Raw genomic sequence first — 20,049 nt, 5'->3', positions numbered from 1 at the left:
GTGCTACCCTCCCCCGCGTGTCGGCCGCCGCCCCCTCCACCGCCGCCCCGCAGGGCACCACCCGCGAACTGCTCACGCTGGCCGGGCCACTGATGCTCTCCAACCTCGCCTACACGGTGGTGGGCCTGACCGACACGCTGCTGATGGGCCGCCTCGGCGTGGTGGAGGTAGGCGCGGTGGGGTTCGCGCATATGTGCCTGCTGACGCTGGTCCTGCTGTTCCGGGGCAGCCTGAACACGGCGGCCACCTTCGTGGCCCGCTCGCTCGGTGCGGGGGATGAGGCGGGGGTGCGCCGCTGGGCGAGCGTCTTTCTGGGCTGCGGGCTGGTGGGGGTGCCGCTCGCGCTGGTGGGGCCGTGGCTGCTCGACGCCCTGTTTGCCCTGCTGCGACCCGACCCCAGCATTACGGCAGTGGCGCGAGCCTACGTGGGGATTCGCGTCTGGGAGGTCCCGGCCCTGCTGCTGGGGGGCGCGGCCCTCGCGGTCATGGTGGGGCTGGGCAACACCCGCACGCCGATGCGCCTCGCGTGGCTGGTGATGGTCGTCAATGCCGCCCTCGCCGTGCTGCTCGTCTTCGGCCTGGGGTGGGGAGTGGCCGGGGCGGCGTGGGCCTCGGTGATCGCGGTGACCCTCCAGAACGGGCTGGCGCTGTGGCTGCTGGGGCGCCTGCACGGGCCACGCTTCGGGCGATTCTGGCCTGCGCGGCCCACCCGCACCGAACTCGGCAGCCTGGGGCGGGTGAGCCTCCCCGCCGGACTGACTGAACTGGCGGAGGTGAGTGCCTTTACCGTGTTTCAGGGGGTGATCTCCCGCCTGGGACCGACCGAACTCGCCGCCTCGCAGATCGCCAACCAGCTCGCCAGTCTGGGATTTCTGCCCGCCTTCGCCCTCTCGTCGGCCACCGGGAGCCTGCTCTCGCGGGCGCTGGGGGCGGGCCGGGCCGATATCGCCGCCCGCATCGGCTGGCGCGGGACCGGGCTGGCCGCCGCCTTCATGGGGGTGCTGGGGGTGCTGTTCCTGACGCTGCCGGAGACCCTGATCGGCCTCTTCAACCGCAGCCCCGAGGTCCTCGCGCTGGGGGCGGGCGTGCTGGCGGTCATGGCCGCCTACCAGATTCTGGACGGGGTCGCCATCGTGCTCGGCGGGGCGCTGGGCGGGGCGGGCGACACCCGTTTCCGGCTGATCGTGACCCTGGTGGGCGCGTGGCTGGTGATGGTGCTGGGCGCGACCCTGCTGACCCCCCGCTACGGGGTGACCGGGGCGTGGGCGGCGGCACTCGTCTTTATCGCCTTTGCCGCCGTCGCCTACGCGGTCCGCTTCGCCTCCGGGCGCTGGGTGCGGGCGCGGCTGTGAGGGGAGAGCCTCAGTCCGCCGGGGCCGCGAAGGTGGCGACCACCGGGGCGTGATCGGAGGGCCGCTCGTGCCGCCGGGGTTCGATGTCCACCGTGCACGCCCGGCACTCAGCGGCCAGGGTGGGGGACACCAGCACATGGTCAATCCGCAGCCCCCAGTTGCGGGGAAACCCCAGGCGGCCATAGGGCCACCAACTGAAGACCCGCTCGGGTTGCTCGTGAAGCCGGAAGGCGTCGTGCAGGCCGAGGTCGAGCAAGACACGGAAGGCCGCCCGCTCCGGCTCACTCACCAGCACCTGCCCCTCCCAGCGCTTGGGGCTGTGCACGTCGCGGTCTTCCGGGGCCACGTTGAAGTCGCCCACGACCGCCAGCCGCCCGTGCGCGGCGAGTTCGTCCCGCAGCCAGTCCCGCGCGGCGGTCAGCCACTCCAGCTTGTAGGCGTATTTGTCCGACCCCACCGCCTGCCCGTTGGGAACATAGAGGCAGGCGACGCGCACCCCGCCCACCGTCGCGGCGAGGACCCGCCGCTGCTCGTCCTCGAAGCCGGGAATGCCTATCTGTACGCTCTCCAGGGGCGTGCGCGAGAGCAGGGCAACGCCGTTGTAGGTCTTCTGGCCCGAGAAGGACGCCGAGTACCCCAGCGTGGCGAAGTCAGCCGCCGGGAAGCGGTGGTCTTCGAGCTTGGTTTCCTGCAACGCCAGCACGTCGGGCTGATGCGTTTCTAGCCAGGCCAGCACCTGCGGAAGCCGCACGTTCAGTGAGTTGACGTTCCAGGTGGCGAGCTTCACCGAAGTCCGCCGGAAAAGAACAGGGCCTGCATGGGGCGATGATGCCACGCGGCCTCTACCGCCCCAGCGCTGCCCGTCCCCGCACCCGCCGCGCCCTTAGCGCCTGCGCCGCCAGCGCCAGCACGAACTGGAGGCCCAGCACCCCCGCGACCGCCCCCGTGATGCTCGCGTCCAGCGCGAGGGCCACGGCGTACCCCAGCACGCTGGCACTCAGGCCTGCGCCCAGCGCGAGGGCGAGCGCGGTCCCCAGCCGCCGGGTCAGCAGCAGCGCGGTCGCGGAGGGCACGACCAGAAAGGCGACGACCAGCACCGCCCCCACCGCGTCAAAGGCCGCCACGACCGTCAGCGCGACCAGCGTGAGCAGTGCCCCCGACAGCAGCCGGGGCGAAAAGCCCAGCGTGCGGGCCAGGCCGGGGTCGAAGGTGGAGAGCTTGAGTTCTTTGAACAGTCCACCCACAAACAGGGCGTTCACGAGCAGCATCCCGCCCACCAGCACCCACGCGGCGGGCAGGCCCAGCCAGCCGGTCCGGAAGGGCGTGTAGGCGATCTCGCCGTACAGCACCGCGTCGAGGTCGAGGTGGACGTTGCCGTAGTTCAGGCTGACCGCGATCACCCCGGCGGCGAAGAGGGCTGGGAAGACCAGTCCCAGCGCCGCGTCTTCCTTCACCCGGCCGCTGCGGGCGATCAGCGCACTCAGGCCCACCGTCAGCAGCCCGGAGAGCGAGGCTCCCACCAGCGCGGGCAGCGTGGCGAGGCTCCCGCCGCTGAGCCAGTACCCGGCCACGATCCCCGGCAGCGCGGCGTGGCTGATCGCGTCGCCCAGCAGCGCCTGCCGCCGCAGCACCAGAAAGAGGCCGGGCAGCGTGCACGCCCACGCGACGAGCACGGCGGTCCCCAAGATCACGAGGTCAAAGGGAAGGGTCACCGCGGCCCTCCCGCGAGGTCACGCAGCAGCCGTGCCCGTGCCCGCCTTTGCCGGGCCAGCCCCGCAAGCAACCCCCGCCCCGGGGCCAGCAGCAGCGACAGCACCGCCAGGGCCGTGGCGGTGAGCACGGTGACGGCCCCGGTGGGCAGCCCGGCCCCCCCCTCCGGGGAAAAGGCCAGGCTCAGCGCTGCCCCCAGCCCCCCACTCAGCGCCCCGAACCCTCCGGCCAGCCGCAGCATTCCGCTCAGACTGCGCGTCCACTGCCGGGCGGCGACGGCGGGCGCGATCAGCATCGCGGCCATCAACACCACGCCGACCGTCTGGAGGCCCAGCATCACCGCCAGCACGGTCAGGGCGGTGGAGAGTGCTGTCAGCCCCGCCACCGGCCAGCCCTGCACGGCGGCGTAATCGGGGTCAAACAGGCTGATCTGGAGTTCCTTGTGCAGCGCGGCGACGGTGCCCAGCGCCAGCGCCCCCAGCACCGCGAAGCGGGTCACGTCCCCGGCGGTCAGCGCCGCCGCCTGCCCGAAGAGGAAGCCCTCCAGCCCCGCCTGCGCCGCGTTCCCGCTCTGCCCGATGGCGGTCAGCAGCGCGATCCCGACCCCGAAAAAGGTGCTGAAGGTGACCCCCAGCGCCACGTCCTCCTTCAACCGGCTGTAACGCAGGATGGCGAGGGCCAGCAGCGAGGCGAGGAGGCCGCTGATCCCGCCTCCCACCAGCAAGCCCAGCGTGTCCCGCGTGCCCGTGAGCAAGAAGGCCGCGCAGATGCCCGGCAGCGCCGCGTGCGCCACGGTGTCCCCGATCAGGCTCTGCCGCCGCAGCACGCTGAAGCACCCCAGGGTCCCCGCCACCAGCCCCAACAGCGCCGACCCCAGCACGATGGAGCGCAGGGTGTAGTCGGTGAAAAAGTCGGCGGGGCCAAGGCTCAAGGGGTGCCCCCCGCCAGCGCCGCCGCGAGTGCCCCGTGCCGCTCGCCGTAGGCGGTGCGGAGGTTGGCGGGCGTGAACGCCGTCTCCGTCGGCCCCGCCGCCACCAGCGAGACGTTGAGCAGCGCCACCCGGTCGAAGTAGTCGCGCACGGTGTCGAGGTCGTGGTGGACGACGACCACCGAGCGCCCCTGTTCCCGCAGGTCGCGCAGCACGTCCACGATGGCCCGTTCGGTCACCGCGTCTACCCCCGCGAAGGGCTCGTCCATGAAGGTGAGGTCGGCCTCCTGCGCGAGCGCCCGCGCCAGAAAGACCCGCTGCTGCTGCCCGCCCGACAGCTCGCTGATCTGCCGCCCCGCGAAGTCGGCCATGCCCACCCGCTCCAGGCACGCCAGCGCCTGCGCCCGCTCGCGCCGCCCCGGCCGCCGCAGCCAGCCCAGGCGTCCATACAGGCCCATCGTCACTACGTCGAGCGCACTCGCCGGGAAATCCCAGTCCACACTGGTCCGCTGCGGCACGTAGGCCACCCGCCGCCGCACCTTCGATAACGGCTCACCGAAGAAGAGGGCCTCGCCCGCCAGCCGGGGCACCAGTCCCAGCGCGGCCTTGAGCAGCGTGCTTTTCCCTGCCCCGTTCGGCCCGATGATGGCGGTCAGCGAGGCGGCAGGGACCTCGAAGGACACGTCCCAGACGGCGGGGTCCTCGAAATAGGCCACGCTCAGGCCGTGCAGGGCCAGCGGGGGCGCGGCCTGGGAGAGGCTCGCGGGAGCGCTGCCCGGCACGGTGACGGTCATCGCAGGCCCTCCACGATGGTGGTGACGTTGTGCCGCACCATCCCCAGGTAGGTGCCCTCCGGCGTGCCGGGGTCGCCTGCCGCGTCCGCATACAGCGAGCCGCCCAGCTCGACCCGGTGCCCCCGCGCCCGTGCCGCCTCGCGCACCGCCTCCACCGTGCGGGGCGAGACGGTGGACTCCACGAACACCGCCCGGATGTCCCGCTCGTCCCGAAAGGCGGCCAACGCCCGCACCCGTTGCCCCCCCGCCTCCGCAACCGTACTGATCCCTTGTACCCCCTGTACCTCCACCCCGTACCGCCGTGCCATGTAGTTGAAGGCGTCGTGCGCGGTCACGAGGACGCGCTGCCGTTCGGGAACCGTGCGGAACTGTGCGGCGGTCCAGCGGTCCAGCTCCTCCAGTTTGCCCAGGTAATGCGTGAGGTTGGCCGCGTAGACCTCGCGCCCGTCGGGGTCCACGCGGGTCAGGGCCTCGGCCGCCCCCCGCGCCACCCCTGCCCACAGGGTCGGATCGAACCAGATGTGGGGGTCGGGCGCTCCGGCGGGTCCCAGCAGGCGGTCACGCGGCAGCGTCTCGAACAGGGCCACGCTGGGCGTGCGCGTATTCAGCGCGTGCAGCACATCCACCATCTTTCCTTCCAGGTGCAGCCCCCCGTACAGCACGAGGTCCGCTCCCGCCAGCCGCCGCACGTCGCCTGCCGACGCTTTGTAGAGGTGGGGGTCCACCCCCGGCCCCATCAGCCCGGTGACCCGCACCCGCTCCCCCCCGATCACCGCCGCGAGGTCACTCAGCATGTTCACGGTGGTCACGACCTGCACCCGCCCGTCGTCCGGGGTGGTGGGGGAGGGGGCACAGGCGCCCAGGCCCAGCGCGGCGAGGAGCAGGAGGCCACGCTTCACCTTGCCCCCCCGTGGACCTGCACCTGCGCGGCCACCCCCAGCGCGAGGGTAAGGGGGCCGCCCGCCAGCGTCACCGTCAGGGTGCCCAGCGCCGCGTCTACCCGCGCGAGGGTCAGCGCCGCTCCCGGCGTCAGCCCCGCTGCCACCAGCGCCCGCAGCCCCGCCGGATCGCCGTCGGGCACGCGGGCGACGGTCGCGGCCTCGCCCGGCGCGAGCTGCGAGAGTCGGCGCTCGGCGCGGGTGGGGACCTCGCCCCGCACCGTCGGAATGGGGTCCCCGTGCGGGTCGTGGGTGGGGTCGCCCAGCCACGCGGCGATGCGGGCTTCGAGCCGTTCGGACAGCGCATGTTCCAGCCGCTCGGCCTCCTCGTGCACCTCGTCGAGCGGCACGCCCAGCGCCCGGTGGAGGAACAGTTCCAGCAATCGGTGGTGCCGCAGGACCTCCAGCGCCACCCGCTCGCCCTCGGCGGTCAGGCGGGCACCCTGGTACGGCGCGTGCGCGACGAGGCCCTGCTCACTCAGCTTGCGGAGCATCCCCGTGGCACTGGCCGGGACCACGCCCAGCGCGTCCGCCAGCGCCTGCGTGTTGACCTTGCCGTCCTGTCCCAGCACGTACAGGTGTTTGAGGTAGTCCTCGGCGGAGGGGGAGAGGAGGCGGGCCGTCATGCCCAAGTTTAGGCACGCCAAAAATTAAGATTCAAGGGGGAAAACCTCCCCCCATCTCTGCGGGAACTTTTTGGCCCCTTCCCGCCTCCTACCCTGTGAGGTGGCCTTGAATTCCCTCCCCGACGAGCAGCTTGTGCCCCTTGCCGCGCACCCCGGTCCCCACCGGGAAGCGGCCTTCGAGGTGCTCGTGCGGCGGCATTCGCCCCGGCTGCACCGCCTCGCCTCGGGGCTGGTGGGGCCGGGCAGCGCCGACGACGTGCTTCAGGAGGTGTGGGTAAGTGTGTACCGCAGCGCCCAGGGCTTTCGCCGGGAGGCGCAATTCACGACCTGGCTGCACCGCATCGCCCTGAACGCCTGCCACAAGGCGCTGGCCGCCCGTTCCGCCCTGCCCCTGGACGAGGCCCCCGAACCCACCGCCCCCCACAACCCCGCCCGCGCGGGCGAGCAGGCCGACCTGCGTGCCCGCCTCGCGTGGGCGTTGTCCCGGTTGCCCCCCGAACAGCGCGACGCCGTGACCCTGCGCGAACTCGGCGGGCTGGACTACGCCGAGATCGCCGGGGTGCTGGGGGTGGAGGTGGGCACCGTGAAAAGCCGCTTGAGCCGGGGCCGCGCGGCCCTGCGCGAGCTGCTGAGCGCCGTAGGCGTGACCCCATGACCCCGAGAACTGGAGCCCCCACCATGACCGACGCCGACCTCGACTTCCTCCTCGCCCAGGCCCGTGCCGAGACATCTGCCGACGCGGGGGCCGCTGACCGCTTCCTGGCCCGGCACCGGGCGGCGCTGCTCCCACCCGCCCGCCGCACCCCCCTCTGGCCCCCGCTGCTGGCCGTGGCCGCTGTCCTCGCCGGAGTGCTGGTGCTGCGGCCCACGCCCGCCCTGCCCGCCAGTGCCGCCTACGACGTGTATCAGGGCACGCTGGGGGAGGGCTGGTGAACCGGGCACTCGCCCTCGCGCTGGCCCTGAGCGTCCCGGCCCAGGCCGCCGCCGCAGACGACCTCGCGGCGGCCCTGCGCCAGTCGCGCACGCTGGCCGCACGGGGCGAGGCGGAGGTCAGCGTGTACTTTCCCCCCCGCGCGGTGCCCACCCGAATGGCAGCTCGGCTTCCGGTGGTTCCCTCTCGCCCCGCGCTGCTGGCCCGCCACTTCAACGTGACCCGCCAGGACGCGCCCGCTTCCATCGCGGGCCGCGAGGTCACCCGCTATGACCTCACTCCCAAGGTGGGGCAGGCCGCCCGCTGGACCCTGTGGATTGACCGCGCCTGGAACGTGCCCCTCGCCTACGAGGAACGGATGCCCGACGGCACCCTGGCCCGCCGCGCCGCCCTGACGCGGGTGCTGCCCCAGCCCGTGCGGGTGCAAACGGAGGTGCCGCCCATCCCCGAGGGCCTGCGGGCAGCGGTCCTGGCCGCGCTGCCCGGCCTGCGCTTTCCCCCTGGCTTTGTGCCCGTCTCGGCCGAGCCGCGTGCGGGGGGCGGCGTGACCGTCTCGCTGAGCGACGGGATCAACGTCCTCGCGCTGGTCGTCGCGCCCCGCAACGTCCGGGCCGCGCCGGGGGTGGCCTCGCGGCGGGTGGGCGGGCGCTTCGTGTGGCTGGTGGGGAACCTGCCGGGCGGGCCGCTGAGAAACGCGCTCTCCGCCATCCGTGAAGTGGACGAGACGCCCCTGGGAACTTTCCTGCCCGCCCCCGACTCCAAGAGGTAATCATGCCCCTGCCCCCCCTCTCCCGCAAGCTCACCGCCGAGGACGCCGCCCACCTGCTGCGCCGCACGGCTTTCGGCGCGACAGATGCCCAGATTCGTGCGCTGGCGAATCGTCCCGCCCGCGAGGTGGCCCGCGACCTCCTCTCGTTTGGCGACGACCGCGCCCCCGGCAACCCCTTCGACCCCTCCAGTGCCGCCACACCCGGCGCGGGGATTCAGCTCACGCGGGCGGCGTGGCTCTTTGAACTGCTGTACGGCCCCCACCCCCTGCGCGAACTGCTGGCCCTGACCTGGAGCAACCATTTCGTGATCGGCACCGACAAGGTGCGGAACGTGCCCATGCTCGCGGGCTACCTCGGCCTGCTGCGCCGTCACGCGGCCACGACCGACTTCGCCCGCTTCACGCTGGAGGTCGCGCAGTCGCCCGCCATGCTGCGCTATCTGGACAACGACCAGAACCGCAAGGGGCGGCCCAACGAAAATTTCAGCCGCGAGTTGCTGGAACTGTTCACGACCGGCATCGGCCCCTACACCGAGACCGACGTGCGTGAAGGGGCGCGTGCCCTGACGGGCTGGACCTTCGATGGCGGGCGCGGCAACCAGAACTTCCTGCAAGACGCCCGGTTCGTCTTCCGGCCCGGTCAGCACGACACCGGACGCAAGACCTACCTGGGACAGAGCGGCAACCTGAGCGGCGAGGACGTGATCCGCATCGCGGCGGGCCACCCCGCGACCGCCACCTTCGTCGCCCGCAAGTTGCACCGCGCCCTCGTCGCCGACGGGCCGGACTCGGCGGCGGTGGCGGCGAGTGCCGAGACCTTCCGCCGCACGAACGGGAACATTCGCGCCGTGCTGGAGGAACTCCTCGCCAGCGAGCATTTCTACTCGCGCCGCGCCGCCATCATTCGCGGTCCGGTGGCCTTCCTGGTGGGGGCGGTGCGGACCCTGGGGCAGCCGAAACTGGAGGCCAAGCAGATTCTGGCGCTCTCGCAGACCGCCGGGCGGATGGGCCAGCTCCTCCTCGAACCCGACACCGTGAAGGGCTGGGACGGGGGCCGCGAGTGGATCAACGACACGACGCTGCTGCTGCGGATGCAGGTCGCGGCCTCGCTCACCACCGGAGGGACGGCGCCGAAGCTCGATGCTCAGCCCTCCGACCTCGCCCTGCTGGGCACCGAACGCTCGCCGCTGGCCGCTGTCACCGGGGGACTGAACCCCAAGCAGCGCCTCTACCTGACCCTGATCAGCCCCGAATTCGGGCTGGCCTGAGCCGCCCCCGACCCACCCGAGGTGACCATGACCGTGGACCGACGCGACTTTCTGAAATACTCCGCCCTCGCGGTGGCCGCCACCAGTGGAATGCCCGGCTTTCTGGCGCGGGCGGCAGCCCAGGCGGCCAGCACGCCCGGCACAGGGGGCAAGACCCTGGTGGTGATTCAGCTTACCGGGGGCAATGACGGCCTGAACACGCTGGTGCCCTACTCCAACGGGGCCTACTACGCCGCCCGTCCCAATATCGCCATCCCGAAAAAGGACGTGCTGACCCTCACTGACGACCTGGGGATGCATCCTTCCCTCAAGCCCCTGATGCCCCTGTGGGAGAGCGGCCACCTCGCCTGGATGGAGAACGTGGGCTATCCCAACCCCAACCGCTCCCACTTCGCGTCCATGGCGATCTGGCACACCGCCGACCCCACCCAGGCGCAGGCGGAAGGCTGGATCGGGCAGGTCGCTGAGAAGATCGGGGACCCCTTCTGCGCGTCCAATCTCGGCGGCACCACCCCGCAGGCGCTGCGGGCCTCCGACTTCAGCCTGCCCTCCATCGACCGGGTGGACGGCTTTCAGGTGAGGCTCCCGGCGGGGCTGGACGGGGCCTTCGAGCGGCTGCTGAACCTCCCCCGCGAGGGCGAGGCCGACTACCTGGGCCGCGCCGCCCGGCAGATGGTGGCGAACACGCGGGAGGTGCAGGCGAACGTGGCGAAGTACCGCCCCGGCGCGAAGTACCCGGAAGGCCGCTTCGGGCTGAACCTGCAAGACGCGGCCCGCTTGATCGCCGCCGGAACCGGGCAGCGGGTGCTGTACGTCTCGCTGGGCGGCTTCGACACCCACGCGGGCCAGCGGGCCGATCAGGACGAGTTGCTGGCGACCCTCGCCTCCGGCCTCGCGGCGTTCCAGACCGACCTGGAGGCGCAGGGCCTCGCAGACCGCGTGATCGTGATGGGCTTTTCCGAGTTCGGCCGCCGGGTGGCCGAGAATGCCAGCGCGGGCACCGACCACGGTCAGGGCAGCGTGATGTTCGCGCTGGGTGGGGGCGTGAAGGGCGGCGTCCACGGCGACAGCCCCGACCTGGAAAACCTCGCGGACGGCGACATCCGCTACAAGCAGGACTTCCGGGGCGTGTACGCGGGGGCGCTCACCAAGTGGCTGGGCCTGGATGCCCGCGACATCCTGCGCGGCGACTTCGCGGGGCCGGAATGGGTGGCGTGAGGAGGGACGGCGCTCGCCTGGGCGGTGCCCTCCTCGCCGGGCTGGTGCTGCTCTCCGCTCCGGCAGCGTTGGCCCTCCCCAAGTACCGGGTGGAAGCCGCGCGTTTCCTGGGCCACGACAAGGACGACCCGCTGTGGCAGCTTTCCAGCAAGGTGATGCCCTGCGTGACCTGCCACATCCAGCCTCAGGGGGGTAAAGGTTGGAATGCGTTCGGCCAGAGCCTGCAAGCCGAGTTCCGCGCCCAACCCAGAGCCAACTTCCGTACCGTCCTGCGTTCCGTTCTGGCGAGGAATGCCGACGCGGATGCCGACGGCTCCCCCGACGCGCTGGAGTTCTTCGCCCGCACGCTGCCCGGCGACCCGAAAAGCAAGCCCTCCAAACCCCTGCGCGACCTTCAAGCCGAGTTCGAGCAGGCGGGCGGCCTCCCAGAGGACAAGGCCAAGAAATAGGCCCCACGCCCGAGCGGGAAGTGGAGCCTCATGGAGAAGGAGAGGGGGTGTCCTCCCCCGTTGTGTTCGAAATTCAGGCGACCAGTTCGGCGCGAATCACGGGGAGGCGCCGCCCGACCGCGATCTGCCGCACCACGTCCTCGCGCGCTTCATTGGCGCGGCCCAGGCCGAGATCGTCGATCAAGCGCACGAAGTCGTGGAGGGTGTAAGGACCTTCGTTGCCCTGCGCATAGAAGAAGTAGGAGGCCAGCTCCTCCATCGTCAACTGTGACATGCGCTTAATTTAGCATTAACGCTCTGAACATTTTCTGACGGCGGTGTCCGGGGTTCTCAGCTTCCTCTCCCACGTCACCCACATCGCCTCGGGGACGTAACCCAGCCGGGTATTCACGCGCAGCATCGGCAGATTCAGAATGGCCCCCCCGGTCCCGGCACGGGGGTAGCCCTCCGACTTCGCCCAGGCCAGCGCGTGCGCCTTGACCAGCGTGGCGAGGCCCCGGCCCCGGTGCGAGGGGTGGGTGGCGGTGAGGTCGCTGGAGACTTCGGCCGTGCCCTGAAGGGTGCGGTGCTGGGGCAAGGTCAGCCGGGTCAGCGCGAGCATTTCTCCTCGCCGCCGCACCACGAAGACCGCCTCCTCGCGGGTCATCACCTCGCGCAGGGCGGGCAGGTCCAGCGGCGCGGTCATGGTCGTCGGGTTGCGCGGCACGTCGGCCTCACCCTGGCGGTGCAGGGCATGCAGGGCCTGCCACTCGGCTTCCGGGGCGTCCATCCGCCAGCGTTCCACCTCGTAGCCCTCCAGAAAGAGCCGTTCCTCCAGCGCCCGGAACCGCTCGGGGTCCCACGCGCTCAGGTCGAGGTGCGCTCCCCACGACTGCCAGGCGTTGCGAAAGCCTGCCGCCGCGAAAAAAGTCATCTTTTCGGAGAAGTCCTCACGGGTCACGCCCAGCAGCCGGGTGTATCCGGCGGGCCACTCGGCGAGCAGCGCCAGGGAAAGGGGACTGAACGCGGTCCCGTCCCCCGCGAGGTCCAGCCGCAGCGCGTCCGGGGCGCTGTCCCCGAAGGGCGAGAGGTGTGCGGTCGCCACGACCTCGCCGCCCCGCACCGCCACGAGGCGCCGCCACTCGGGCCGGGTGCTCTCCTGAAAGTGCTCCGGACGGTAGGTCCACAGCCCCCGCACGCTCCGGGTCACGAGGTCGGCCACGGCGGGCGCGTCCCCATCCCGGAAGGCCCGGACGATCACGCCTCACGCTCCCAGGCGATCCAGTCAGGCTCAATGTTCGCCCCCAGACGCCGCAACACGCCCAGATATGCCGTGTCCCCGGCACTCCCCGCAACGTTGAGGAACGTCATGCCCCCAGCCTGTACGCTGCGGGCCACCCGCGCCAGCAGCGCCGTCGCCACCCCCCGCCGCCGGTGCCCCGGATGCACCACGAGCACCGCATTCCAGGCATCCAACCGCGACCGCTCCGGCAGGGCGATCCCCACGAGTTCCTCCCCGTGCCAAGCGAGCCAGGCCATACGCCAGAGGCCGTCCTCGTCCGTCAGGGCCTCCGGTGCCGGGGGGATGGTGGGCTCGGCGCTGACCTTCTCGCCGCGCGTGAGGGCATACAGGGAAGTCAGGCGCCCATCCCTGCGGAAGTCGGCGGCGGGTGCGAGGGTATACCCCTGCCCCGCCAGCCTCGCCTCCAGCCGCGTCGTCCCTGCCTGCCACCGCGTCAGGTGAAACCCGCCTCCGAAGGTTCGGTGAACCTCCCGGAACTTCAGGGCAGGCAGATCGGGCCAAGCCGGGAGGTAATCCGCACGCACGCTGGTCCAGAGCTGCTCCCGCCCGGCCCCCCGTGCCTGCCCCGCGAGGTGGTCCAGCAGGACCCCCGCTGTGCTGTCCGCCCGGTGGTCGGGGTACAGGTGCAGGCCCACCCAGGCATGTTTGTCCTGGAAGTCTGGGAGCCACAGGGTCCCCAGACCCGTCACCCGCCCTCTCGTTTCAGTCACGGCGTAGCGGTCCGGCGTCTTCCGGAAGGCCGCCGCGAGTTGTTCGGCACCGATATGAAAGTGCGGCTCCTGCGTGCTGTTCAGCAGCAGTGCCCCAGTGAGAGCGTCGTCGGAGGTGGCAGGGCGAACGGTCACGCGCGGGCCTTCGGTCATGCGCTCATCCTGTCGCCCAGGGGGGCGGAGGGCGAATCTGCTGGGTACGCCAGATGGCTTAGCCCTGTATATGCGCTGAACCGAACTCGGCCTTTGCCTGGCCTGGCGAGGTTCCCGGACAACCGACTGCAACTCACTCCCGACTCACATTCACGGAATGACTTGACAGAATTCTGCACCGGACGTATTCTGCCCATACCGGAATGGAAGCGCCGTGGGTGTGCTTGTTCCCCGGACCGGATGGAGCCTGTGAGCCCCGAAGTTGTCTGTCGATCACGCCCCCTACCTCGTGGCAGGTGGGGGCGTGTCCTTTGTGCCGCGCAGCCGCCCGGTAGACTGCGCCCCATGACAGCCGAACGACAGGGTCAGGACCTGGACCGCCTGAGCATCACCACCATGCGGACGCTCGCCATCGACGCCGTGCAGGCGGCCAACAGCGGCCACCCCGGCGCCCCGCTGGGTGCTTCCCCGATGGCCTACGTGCTGTGGCAGCGCTTCCTGCGCCACAACCCGCAAAACCCCGAGTGGGCGGGCCGCGACCGCTTCGTGCTGTCGGCGGGGCACGCCTCCATGCTGATCTACTCGCTGCTGCACCTCACCGGGTATGACATGCCGCTTGAGGACATCAAGCGCTTCCGGCAGTGGCAGAGCAAGACGCCCGGCCACCCCGAGTTCTTCCACACCCCCGGCCTCGACGCGACGACCGGGCCGCTGGGTCAGGGCGCGGCGATGACGGTGGGCATGGCGATGGCCGAGGCTCACCTCGCGGCCCGCTACAACCGTGAGGGCTTCCCGATCTTCGACAACCACGTCTACTCCATCCTGGGCGACGGCGACCTGCAAGAAGGCATCAACCACGAGGCCGCCGCCCTCGCCGGACACCTGAAACTCGGCAAGCTGATCTGGCTGCACGACGACAACAAGGTGCAGCTCGACACCGCCACCGAGAAGGCCGAGTCCGAAGACACCGCCGCCCGTTTCCGCGCTTACGGCTGGCAGGTGCTGCGCGTGGAGGACGGCGAGAACCTCGCTGAGATCGAGGCCGCCATCCAGCAGGCCCGCGAGCACACGGACCAGCCTACCCTGATCCAAGTCCGCACCGTGATCGGCTTCGGCAGCCCCCGCGCGGGCACCAGCAAGGCGCACGGCGAGCCGCTGGGCGAGGAGGGCGTGGCGGCGACCAAGCAGGCGCTGGGCTGGGACTTCCCGCCCTTCACGGTGCCGGACGAGGTCAAGGCCCACATGGACGCCCGCGAGCGCGGTACGGCGCAGGAGGCCGAGTGGCAGGCCCTCCTCGACCGCTACGGGCAGGAATACCCCGACCTCGCCGCCGAGGTGATGGGCCTGCTCAGGCGGGACCTGCCGGAGAACCTCGCGGACGCGCTCCCCACCTACGAACCCGGCGGCAAGGCCGTCGCCACCCGCAACGCCAGCGGCGAGGTCATCAACGCGCTGGCGAAGGTCGTGCCCGGCCTGATGGGTGGCAGCGCGGACCTGTCGGGCAGCACCAAGACCACCATCAAGGACGGCGGCGAATTCCTGCCGGGTCACTACGAGGGCCGCAACGTCTACTTCGGGGTGCGCGAGTTCGGCATGGCCGCCGCCGCCAACGGCCTCGCGCTGTACGGCGGGCCGCGTCCCCTCGTGGGCACCTTCCTGGTGTTCGCGGATTACCTCAAGCCCGCCTTCCGCCTCTCCGCGATCCAGATGCAGCCCGTGACCTACGTGCTGACCCACGACTCCATCGGTCTGGGGGAAGACGGCCCCACCCACCAGCCTATCGAGCAACTCGCCATGCTGCGGGCCGTCCCCGGCGCCCACGTCATCCGCCCCGCCGACGCCAACGAGACGGCGACCGCGTGGCAGATGGCGCTGGAGTACGGCAAGGGGCCGACCGCGCTGGCCCTCTCGCGCCAGGACCTCCCCATCCTGCCCGCCAACCCGGAAGGCGTGAAGAAGGGCGCCTACGTGGTCCGTGACGCCGAGAACGCAGCGGTCGTCCTGATCGCCTCCGGCTCGGAGGTCAGCCTCGCGCTGAACGCCGCCGAGGCGCTCGCCGGGGAGGGCACGCCCGCCCGCGTCGTCTCGATGCCCTGCATGGAGGTCTTCCGCGAGCAGGAGCGCGGTTACCGCGACTCGGTGCTGACGCCCGGCGTGCCCCGCGTCGCCATCGAAGCGGCGAGCAAGTCGCCCTGGTACGAGTGGGTCGGCTCGGAGGGCGCCGTGATCGGCATGGACACCTTCGGGGCGTCGGCCCCCGCCAAGGTGCTGTTCGAGAAGTTCGGCTTCAGTGTGGAGAATGTCGTCAAGACCGTAAAGGACGTGCTGGCCCGCTGAGGGTCACCCTGACCCGGCGCCCGCTTTCCAGCAGGAGGCGGGCGTTTTCGCGTTGGGTCGCCGTCAGTTGCGGGCGTGGTCGCGGCGGTACTCGTCGAGGACCATCCGCAGCAGCTCGGCGCGGGTGGCCCGTGGGAACTGCCGCTGCCGGGCCGCGACCGCCCGCTCGATGGCTGCGCGGTTGCCCAGGGTCATGCTCAGCAGTTGCCGCAGCAGGGCGTCCTCGGCTCCCTGGCTCCGGGCTGCCGGAAAGCCCCCGTCCCGCCGTGTGAGCAGCAAGAGCCCTGCCCCGGCGAGCGAGATCACGATCAGCACCAGCGCCGTGGTCATGGCGAGAGTGTAAAGCGGACCCCTCCTTCACACCTCCTCAAGCTTGTGAGCCAGGACAGGGGGCGGGCGGGGCAGGGGTGAGACAGTCGGCCCATGACGGACAACGACAAGGCCCGGCAGGGCGCCCAGCCCGAAACCGCCTCCACCGAGGAGATGCCGCAGGAGACGCCGGTCGAGAAGCAGGACATCCAGCCCGGCCACGAGGCCGAGATGGACGTCAAGCCGGTCGTCATTCGCGAGGACTACCGGGGCAGCGGCAAGCTGGACGGCAAGGTCGCCCTGATCACCGGCGGCGACAGCGGCATCGGCCGGGCGGTGGCCGTCCACTTCGCCCGCGAGGGGGCCGACGTGGTGCTCCTCTATCTCGACGAGCATCAGGACGCGCAGGACACCGTGGCGATGGTGGAGGCCGAAGGCCGCCGGGCGCTCGCCATCGCGGGCGATATCGGGGACGTGGGCTTCGCGCGGCAGGCGGTCGAGCAGACGCTCGGGCAGTTCGGCAAGCTCGACATTCTCGTCAACAACGCCGCCGAGCAGCACGAGCAAAAGGAACTCACCGACATCACCCCCGAGCAACTGGAGCGCACCTTCCGCACCAACATCTTCGGGATGTTCTACCTGACCCAGGCCGCGCTGCCGCATCTCGGAGAGGGCGCGTCCATCATCAACACGACCAGCATCACCGCCTACAAGGGCAGCCCCGAGCTGATGGACTACGCCTCGACCAAGGGAGCCATCGTGGCCTTTACCCGCAGCCTCAGCCAGAACCTCGCCGAGAAGAAGATTCGCGTGAACGCCGTGGCCCCCGGCCCGATCTGGACGCCGCTGATTCCCGCCACCATCAGCGAGGACAAGCTGGCGAGCGACTGGGGCGAGGTGCCGCTGGGCCGCCCCGGCCAGCCCGCCGAGGTCGCGCCCGCCTACGTGTTCCTGGCGTCGGACGATTCCTCGTACTTCTCCGGGCAGGTGCTGCACCCCAACGGCGGAACGGTCGTCGGCGGGTAAGGGTCAGGGGAAGGGCGCTGCGGCTTTCACTTCAGCGCCCTTCCCCTTTCCCTCAAGCCTCCGTGCCCAGGTTCTCCCGCGCCCACTCGTAAAACTCGGGCTGGTAGAACTCCAGCCGCACCTTCTTGTATTCCTTGGTCGAGTACAGGATCGCGTGGTCGATGCCGGGTGCCACCTCCTGCTCGATGGCCGCGATCTTCCCGAACGCCTCTTCCTTGGAGCGGCCGTGGACCATCGTGAAGATGGTGTAGGGCCACTCGGGATAGGTCGGGCGCAGGTAGCAGTGCGAGACGGCCTTGAACTCGGCCATCTGGCGGCCCACCTCGGCCACCTGCTCCTGCGGGACAGCCCACACGCCCATCGCGTTGAAGGTGAAGCCCGCCTTCTGGTGCCGGAACACGGCGGACACGCGGCGCAGCGCCCCGGCGTCCTTCATCTTCTGCGCGTGGGCGGCCAGCTCGTCGATGGTCAGGCCCAGCGCGGCGCAGGCGTCAGCGTAGGGTTCCTCGGTGATGGGCAGGTCCTTCTGGAACTCCAGCACGAAGGCGCGGTCGAGGTCCGAGACCTCGTAGCCGATGTTGCGCTGCTCGGCGGTGTACTGGGGCCTCGCCTTGGCGTTCCAGTCCTCCTGGCCGGTCATGTCGAACTCGACGCCGATCTTGAACAGATGCAGGGTGGGCATCAGCCGGGTGACTTTCGCGCCGCTCAGCTCATGCAGCTTCTGCACGTGCGCCTCGAGGTCGCTCTCGGGCGGCACGGCGATGGTGTACCAGAGGTTGAAGGCGTGGTTGCGCTTGTAGTTGTGGCTGACGCCGGGGTGCCCGTTGACGACCTCGGCCCCCGCGTCGAGCTGATCCTCGGCGTACTCAGCGGCGACGAGGCTGGACTTGTACCCCAGGGTCCGGGTGTCAAAGATCGCGCTGACCTGCCGCAGCACCCCCTCCGCCTTGACCTCGCGCAGGATGTCCAGCGCCGCTTGCTCGGTCAGCCCGACCTCCTCGGCGAGGACGCGGTAGGGCCGCTGCACGATGGGAATGTCCTTCTGGATGCGGTTGAGCAGTTGCTCGCGCGGCGTGACCGTGGGGGCCACCGGGGCGGGCGTGGAGGCGGGAGCCGTCATGCCTTCCAGGGTACGATTCCGCGTGGCGGCGAACGTCCCCGAACGAGCGGTCAGGGGAGGCAGCGGCCAGCCGTCGGATCTCAGCTCTCAGCGGCAGGGCTCTTGCTGACGGCTGAAAGCTGACCGCCTCCACCTGCCACAATGCGGCCTATGGTCACAGCGATCGTGATGGTGCAGGCCGAGCGGCAGCGCATTCAGGAAACCGCCGAGGCCCTCGCGGGGGTGCCCGGCGTGCGCGAGGTGTATTCCGTGACGGGCGAGTGGGACATCGTGGTGCTGCTCAAGCTCGAGCGCTACGAGGACCTCGACGACGTGGTGACCGGACACCTGCGCCGGGTCGGAGGCATCGCCCGCACCCAGACCATGCTGGCCTTCCGCACCTACAGCGAGGCCCTGCTCGACCAGGGCTTCGGCGTGGGATTGGACGAGGGGGGGCAGTTTTCCTGACCCACGACGGTTGATCTCAAGGAAACGGCCCCGGATGCCTGGGGCTGTTTCCTTTTGAACAGCAGCGGCCGAGGAAACGGCCCGTGCCGTGTAAAGATCAGGGCGAGCTTGATTCTGTGGGCACCCCGACCAAAGGGCGGGGGCAGGCTGCATAAGAAGCCCCCCGCTCTTTACAGTTGGGGGCACAAAACCCATACTCGGGGGAGGAGGGCACCATGGCCTACAGGAAACTCAGCGAGCAGATTCAGGACCTCAGCAACCCCCAGCGCAGTGACGTGTTTGTCAAACAATTCCGCGAAGCCGTCCGCGAAGGCAAGTTCGACGCGACGTTCCTCACCGAACGCTTCACGATGCCCAAGACCTTCTCGCGCCGTGGTGCCGAAGGCACCTACCAGCGCGATACCCGCGACATGCTCTTTGAAGTGACGCCCGACTTCGAAGCGTGGTTCGAGCAGACCAATGAGGCGCTCTCCAGCTCCCGCCGCACCGGGAATGTCAAGCCCACCGCCGAAAACATCTCGGCCGGACTGGTGGATTTCAAGACGCTGGCCGAAGAAACCCGCCGCAAAATGCAGGCGAGCTTTGAAAAGGGCCAGGCCCTGGGCAAGAGCCGCACCCGCACGGCGTCGGGGGGCAGCAAGGCCCGCAGCCGCAAGAAGTAGGCGCCGGGGGCACCCACGGGGCGGGAGGCCGGAAGTGGCCCTCCGCCCCGTATGCTGATGCGAATGATGGTGACTGCTCCGGACGCCGCCCCCACCCCCGACCCCTCCCCCCAGCCCCGTCCGCAACGGGGCCTGCTGCTCGTGATCACCGGCGCCTCCGGGGTGGGCAAGGGCACCCTGCGCGAGCGCTGGCTGGCCGGGCAGGACGTGTTCTACTCGACCTCGTGGACCACCCGCGAGGCCCGCCCCGGCGAGCGTGACGGGGTGGACTACGTGTTCGTGACGCCCGAGGTCTTTCTGGACAAGGCCCGGCAGCGCGGCTTTCTGGAGCACGCGCAGTTCGTGGGCAACCACTACGGCACGCCCATCGAACCCATCGAGGCGGCCCTCGCACGGGGACAGGACGTGGTGCTGGAGATCGAGGTGGAGGGGGCCATGCAGGTCAAAGACCGCCTGGGCGACGAGGCCATCCTGATCTTCATCATGCCGCCCAGCCTGACCGAGCTGCGCCGCCGCCTGACCGGCCGCGCCACCGAGACTCCAGAGCGCATCGAGAAACGCCTTGCCCGTGCCCGCGAGGAGATCATGCACGCCCACGACTTCCGCTACGTGGTCGTCAACGATGACCTGGACCGCGCCGTGGAGGAACTGCGGGCCGTGCAGCAAGCTGAGCGTGCCCGCCAGCGCCCCGAGGCCGACTGGACCGAGGAGGAGCGCGCCGCGCATCAGCTCGCCCACACGGTCCGCAGCGGGGCGCTCAGCTCCGAGGACCTGCGCCGCGTGGTGGAGAGCTAGGGCCGTGCCCCTGCACCTCGTTCAGGGAGACATCGCCCGCGAGCGCACCTGCGCCGTCGTCACCGCCGCCAACAAGGAACTGATGGGCGGAGGCGGCGTGGACGGCGTGATTCACCGCGCCGCCGGGCCGGAACTGCTGCGGGCCATCCGGCAGATCGGGGGTACGCCTACCGGGACGGCCGTTATCACCCCTGCGTTTGCCTCAGGAGTTGCACCTGCATAACG

Annotated in this window: 23 protein-coding genes and 1 pseudogene; 13 read left to right on the top strand and 11 right to left on the bottom strand. The window is 70.6% G+C overall.

The annotated features are described in order from the left end of the window. Positions 1-17 precede the first annotated feature (17 nt). Positions 18-1,352, top strand: coding sequence for an MATE family efflux transporter (locus C3K08_RS13715; RefSeq protein ID WP_234009096.1), 1,335 nt, complete (start codon positions 18-20; stop codon positions 1,350-1,352). Positions 1,353-1,362: 10 nt separating this feature from the next. Here the strand turns inward: C3K08_RS13715 and xth are convergent, their stop codons facing one another. The 6 genes from xth to C3K08_RS13685 are packed head-to-tail and all read right to left on the bottom strand — an operon-like array spanning position 1,363 to position 6,348. Next, positions 1,363-2,139 carry an exodeoxyribonuclease III gene (xth, locus tag C3K08_RS13710; protein WP_104991793.1) on the bottom strand — a complete coding sequence of 259 codons (777 nt, stop codon included), beginning with the start codon at positions 2,137-2,139 and terminating at the stop codon, positions 1,363-1,365. Positions 2,140-2,194: 55 nt separating this feature from the next. Further along, positions 2,195-3,064, bottom strand: coding sequence for a metal ABC transporter permease (locus C3K08_RS13705; protein WP_104991792.1), 870 nt, complete (start codon positions 3,062-3,064; stop codon positions 2,195-2,197). Beyond that, on the bottom strand, positions 3,061-3,993 hold the full coding sequence (locus tag C3K08_RS13700) for a metal ABC transporter permease (RefSeq protein WP_104991791.1): 933 nt from the start codon (positions 3,991-3,993) through the stop codon (positions 3,061-3,063). The genes C3K08_RS13705 and C3K08_RS13700 overlap by 4 nt, the downstream gene beginning before the upstream one ends. After that, complete coding sequence (locus tag C3K08_RS13695; protein WP_104991790.1) at positions 3,990-4,784, bottom strand: metal ABC transporter ATP-binding protein; 795 nt, start codon at positions 4,782-4,784, stop codon at positions 3,990-3,992. Before C3K08_RS13695 ends, C3K08_RS13700 begins: the two co-directional genes overlap by 4 nt. Next, positions 4,781-5,683, bottom strand: a complete 903-nt coding sequence (locus C3K08_RS13690) for a metal ABC transporter solute-binding protein, Zn/Mn family (RefSeq protein ID WP_104991789.1) — start codon at positions 5,681-5,683, stop codon at positions 4,781-4,783. Before C3K08_RS13690 ends, C3K08_RS13695 begins: the two co-directional genes overlap by 4 nt. Then, positions 5,680-6,348 carry a metal-dependent transcriptional regulator gene (locus C3K08_RS13685; protein WP_104991788.1) on the bottom strand — a complete coding sequence of 223 codons (669 nt, stop codon included), beginning with the start codon at positions 6,346-6,348 and terminating at the stop codon, positions 5,680-5,682. The genes C3K08_RS13690 and C3K08_RS13685 overlap by 4 nt, the downstream gene beginning before the upstream one ends. A 100-nt stretch (positions 6,349-6,448) precedes the next feature. On the opposite strand from C3K08_RS13685, the gene C3K08_RS13680 reads away from it, so the two are divergent. Genes C3K08_RS13680 through C3K08_RS13655 form a run of 6 tightly spaced genes read left to right on the top strand, consistent with a single transcriptional unit; the run spans position 6,449 to position 10,983 of the window. Then, positions 6,449-7,003, top strand: coding sequence for an RNA polymerase sigma factor (locus tag C3K08_RS13680; protein ID WP_369848335.1), 555 nt, complete (start codon positions 6,449-6,451; stop codon positions 7,001-7,003). Positions 7,004-7,026: 23 nt separating this feature from the next. Next, positions 7,027-7,281 (top strand): hypothetical protein, encoded by a 255-nt coding sequence (locus tag C3K08_RS13675; RefSeq protein WP_104991787.1) that lies wholly within the window; start codon positions 7,027-7,029, stop codon positions 7,279-7,281. Next, the gene (locus tag C3K08_RS13670) at positions 7,278-8,048 is read left to right on the top strand and encodes a transcriptional regulator (protein WP_234009095.1); all 771 of its coding nucleotides are present in this window, start codon (positions 7,278-7,280) and stop codon (positions 8,046-8,048) included. Before C3K08_RS13675 ends, C3K08_RS13670 begins: the two co-directional genes overlap by 4 nt. 2 nt (positions 8,049-8,050) lie before the next feature. Continuing rightward, on the top strand, positions 8,051-9,316 hold the full coding sequence (locus C3K08_RS13665; protein ID WP_104991785.1) for a DUF1800 family protein: 1,266 nt from the start codon (positions 8,051-8,053) through the stop codon (positions 9,314-9,316). Between the two features lie 27 nt (positions 9,317-9,343). Continuing rightward, on the top strand, positions 9,344-10,534 hold the full coding sequence (locus C3K08_RS13660) for a DUF1501 domain-containing protein (RefSeq protein ID WP_104992089.1): 1,191 nt from the start codon (positions 9,344-9,346) through the stop codon (positions 10,532-10,534). Next, positions 10,531-10,983, top strand: a complete 453-nt coding sequence (locus tag C3K08_RS13655; RefSeq protein ID WP_234009094.1) for a hypothetical protein — start codon at positions 10,531-10,533, stop codon at positions 10,981-10,983. The genes C3K08_RS13660 and C3K08_RS13655 overlap by 4 nt, the downstream gene beginning before the upstream one ends. 73 nt (positions 10,984-11,056) lie before the next feature. On the opposite strand, the gene C3K08_RS13650 is transcribed toward C3K08_RS13655, so the two are convergent. The 3 genes from C3K08_RS13650 to C3K08_RS13640 are packed head-to-tail and all read right to left on the bottom strand — an operon-like array spanning position 11,057 to position 13,128. Then, on the bottom strand, positions 11,057-11,257 hold the full coding sequence (locus C3K08_RS13650; RefSeq protein WP_104991783.1) for a hypothetical protein: 201 nt from the start codon (positions 11,255-11,257) through the stop codon (positions 11,057-11,059). A gap of 15 nt (positions 11,258-11,272) precedes the next feature. After that, entirely contained in the window at positions 11,273-12,223 is a 951-nt protein-coding gene (locus tag C3K08_RS13645) for a GNAT family N-acetyltransferase (protein WP_104991782.1), read from the bottom strand. Then, entirely contained in the window at positions 12,220-13,128 is a 909-nt protein-coding gene (locus C3K08_RS13640; RefSeq protein ID WP_104991781.1) for a GNAT family N-acetyltransferase, read from the bottom strand. The genes C3K08_RS13645 and C3K08_RS13640 overlap by 4 nt, the downstream gene beginning before the upstream one ends. Positions 13,129-13,473: 345 nt before the next feature. Here C3K08_RS13640 and tkt point away from each other — a divergent pair, with 345 nt between their 5' ends. Next, complete coding sequence (gene tkt, locus C3K08_RS13635; RefSeq protein ID WP_104991780.1) at positions 13,474-15,465, top strand: transketolase; 1,992 nt, start codon at positions 13,474-13,476, stop codon at positions 15,463-15,465. A 63-nt stretch (positions 15,466-15,528) separates the two neighbouring features. On the opposite strand, the gene C3K08_RS13630 is transcribed toward tkt, so the two are convergent. Beyond that, complete coding sequence (locus tag C3K08_RS13630; protein WP_104991779.1) at positions 15,529-15,795, bottom strand: hypothetical protein; 267 nt, start codon at positions 15,793-15,795, stop codon at positions 15,529-15,531. Between the two features lie 93 nt (positions 15,796-15,888). Here C3K08_RS13630 and C3K08_RS13625 point away from each other — a divergent pair, with 93 nt between their 5' ends. Beyond that, the gene (locus C3K08_RS13625) at positions 15,889-16,800 is read left to right on the top strand and encodes an SDR family oxidoreductase (protein WP_199776947.1); all 912 of its coding nucleotides are present in this window, start codon (positions 15,889-15,891) and stop codon (positions 16,798-16,800) included. A 52-nt stretch (positions 16,801-16,852) separates the two neighbouring features. Here the strand turns inward: C3K08_RS13625 and C3K08_RS13620 are convergent, their stop codons facing one another. After that, complete coding sequence (locus tag C3K08_RS13620; RefSeq protein WP_104991778.1) at positions 16,853-17,920, bottom strand: Lrp/AsnC family transcriptional regulator; 1,068 nt, start codon at positions 17,918-17,920, stop codon at positions 16,853-16,855. A 150-nt stretch (positions 17,921-18,070) separates the two neighbouring features. Between C3K08_RS13620 and C3K08_RS13615 the strand changes: the two genes are divergently transcribed. The 4 genes and pseudogenes from C3K08_RS13615 to C3K08_RS13600 form a co-directional block, all read left to right on the top strand. Further along, positions 18,071-18,367 carry an Lrp/AsnC family transcriptional regulator gene (locus tag C3K08_RS13615; protein ID WP_199776946.1) on the top strand — a complete coding sequence of 99 codons (297 nt, stop codon included), beginning with the start codon at positions 18,071-18,073 and terminating at the stop codon, positions 18,365-18,367. A 215-nt stretch (positions 18,368-18,582) separates the two neighbouring features. Beyond that, positions 18,583-19,029 (top strand): hypothetical protein, encoded by a 447-nt coding sequence (locus C3K08_RS13610; protein ID WP_104991776.1) that lies wholly within the window; start codon positions 18,583-18,585, stop codon positions 19,027-19,029. A gap of 63 nt (positions 19,030-19,092) precedes the next feature. Further along, complete coding sequence (gmk, locus tag C3K08_RS13605) at positions 19,093-19,824, top strand: guanylate kinase (RefSeq protein ID WP_369848333.1); 732 nt, start codon at positions 19,093-19,095, stop codon at positions 19,822-19,824. 4 nt (positions 19,825-19,828) lie between these two features. Beyond that, positions 19,829-20,023, top strand: a pseudogene (locus C3K08_RS13600) (macro domain-containing protein); the annotation flags it as partial. Positions 20,024-20,049: the final 26 nt, after the last annotated feature.

This window comes from Deinococcus sp. NW-56, assembly GCF_002953415.1.
Classification (GTDB): domain Bacteria; phylum Deinococcota; class Deinococci; order Deinococcales; family Deinococcaceae; genus Deinococcus.
Note: the sequence above shows the minus strand (reverse complement) of the source record. Positions and strands in the feature narration are given on the sequence as shown.

Coding starts and splice junctions, on each gene's coding strand:
- C3K08_RS13660 (WP_104992089.1), top strand. CDS start 9,344: ATGACCGTGGACCGACGCGACTTTCTGAAATACTCCGCCCTCGCGGTG.
- C3K08_RS13685 (WP_104991788.1), bottom strand. CDS start 6,348: ATGACGGCCCGCCTCCTCTCCCCCTCCGCCGAGGACTACCTCAAACAC.
- C3K08_RS13695 (WP_104991790.1), bottom strand. CDS start 4,784: ATGACCGTCACCGTGCCGGGCAGCGCTCCCGCGAGCCTCTCCCAGGCC.
- C3K08_RS13615 (WP_199776946.1), top strand. CDS start 18,071: ATGGTCACAGCGATCGTGATGGTGCAGGCCGAGCGGCAGCGCATTCAG.
- tkt (WP_104991780.1), top strand. CDS start 13,474: ATGACAGCCGAACGACAGGGTCAGGACCTGGACCGCCTGAGCATCACC.
- C3K08_RS13665 (WP_104991785.1), top strand. CDS start 8,051: ATGCCCCTGCCCCCCCTCTCCCGCAAGCTCACCGCCGAGGACGCCGCC.
- C3K08_RS13650 (WP_104991783.1), bottom strand. CDS start 11,257: ATGTCACAGTTGACGATGGAGGAGCTGGCCTCCTACTTCTTCTATGCG.
- C3K08_RS13610 (WP_104991776.1), top strand. CDS start 18,583: ATGGCCTACAGGAAACTCAGCGAGCAGATTCAGGACCTCAGCAACCCC.
- C3K08_RS13630 (WP_104991779.1), bottom strand. CDS start 15,795: ATGACCACGGCGCTGGTGCTGATCGTGATCTCGCTCGCCGGGGCAGGG.
- C3K08_RS13675 (WP_104991787.1), top strand. CDS start 7,027: ATGACCGACGCCGACCTCGACTTCCTCCTCGCCCAGGCCCGTGCCGAG.
- C3K08_RS13625 (WP_199776947.1), top strand. CDS start 15,889: ATGACGGACAACGACAAGGCCCGGCAGGGCGCCCAGCCCGAAACCGCC.
- gmk (WP_369848333.1), top strand. CDS start 19,093: ATGATGGTGACTGCTCCGGACGCCGCCCCCACCCCCGACCCCTCCCCC.
- C3K08_RS13620 (WP_104991778.1), bottom strand. CDS start 17,920: ATGACGGCTCCCGCCTCCACGCCCGCCCCGGTGGCCCCCACGGTCACG.
- C3K08_RS13640 (WP_104991781.1), bottom strand. CDS start 13,128: ATGACCGAAGGCCCGCGCGTGACCGTTCGCCCTGCCACCTCCGACGAC.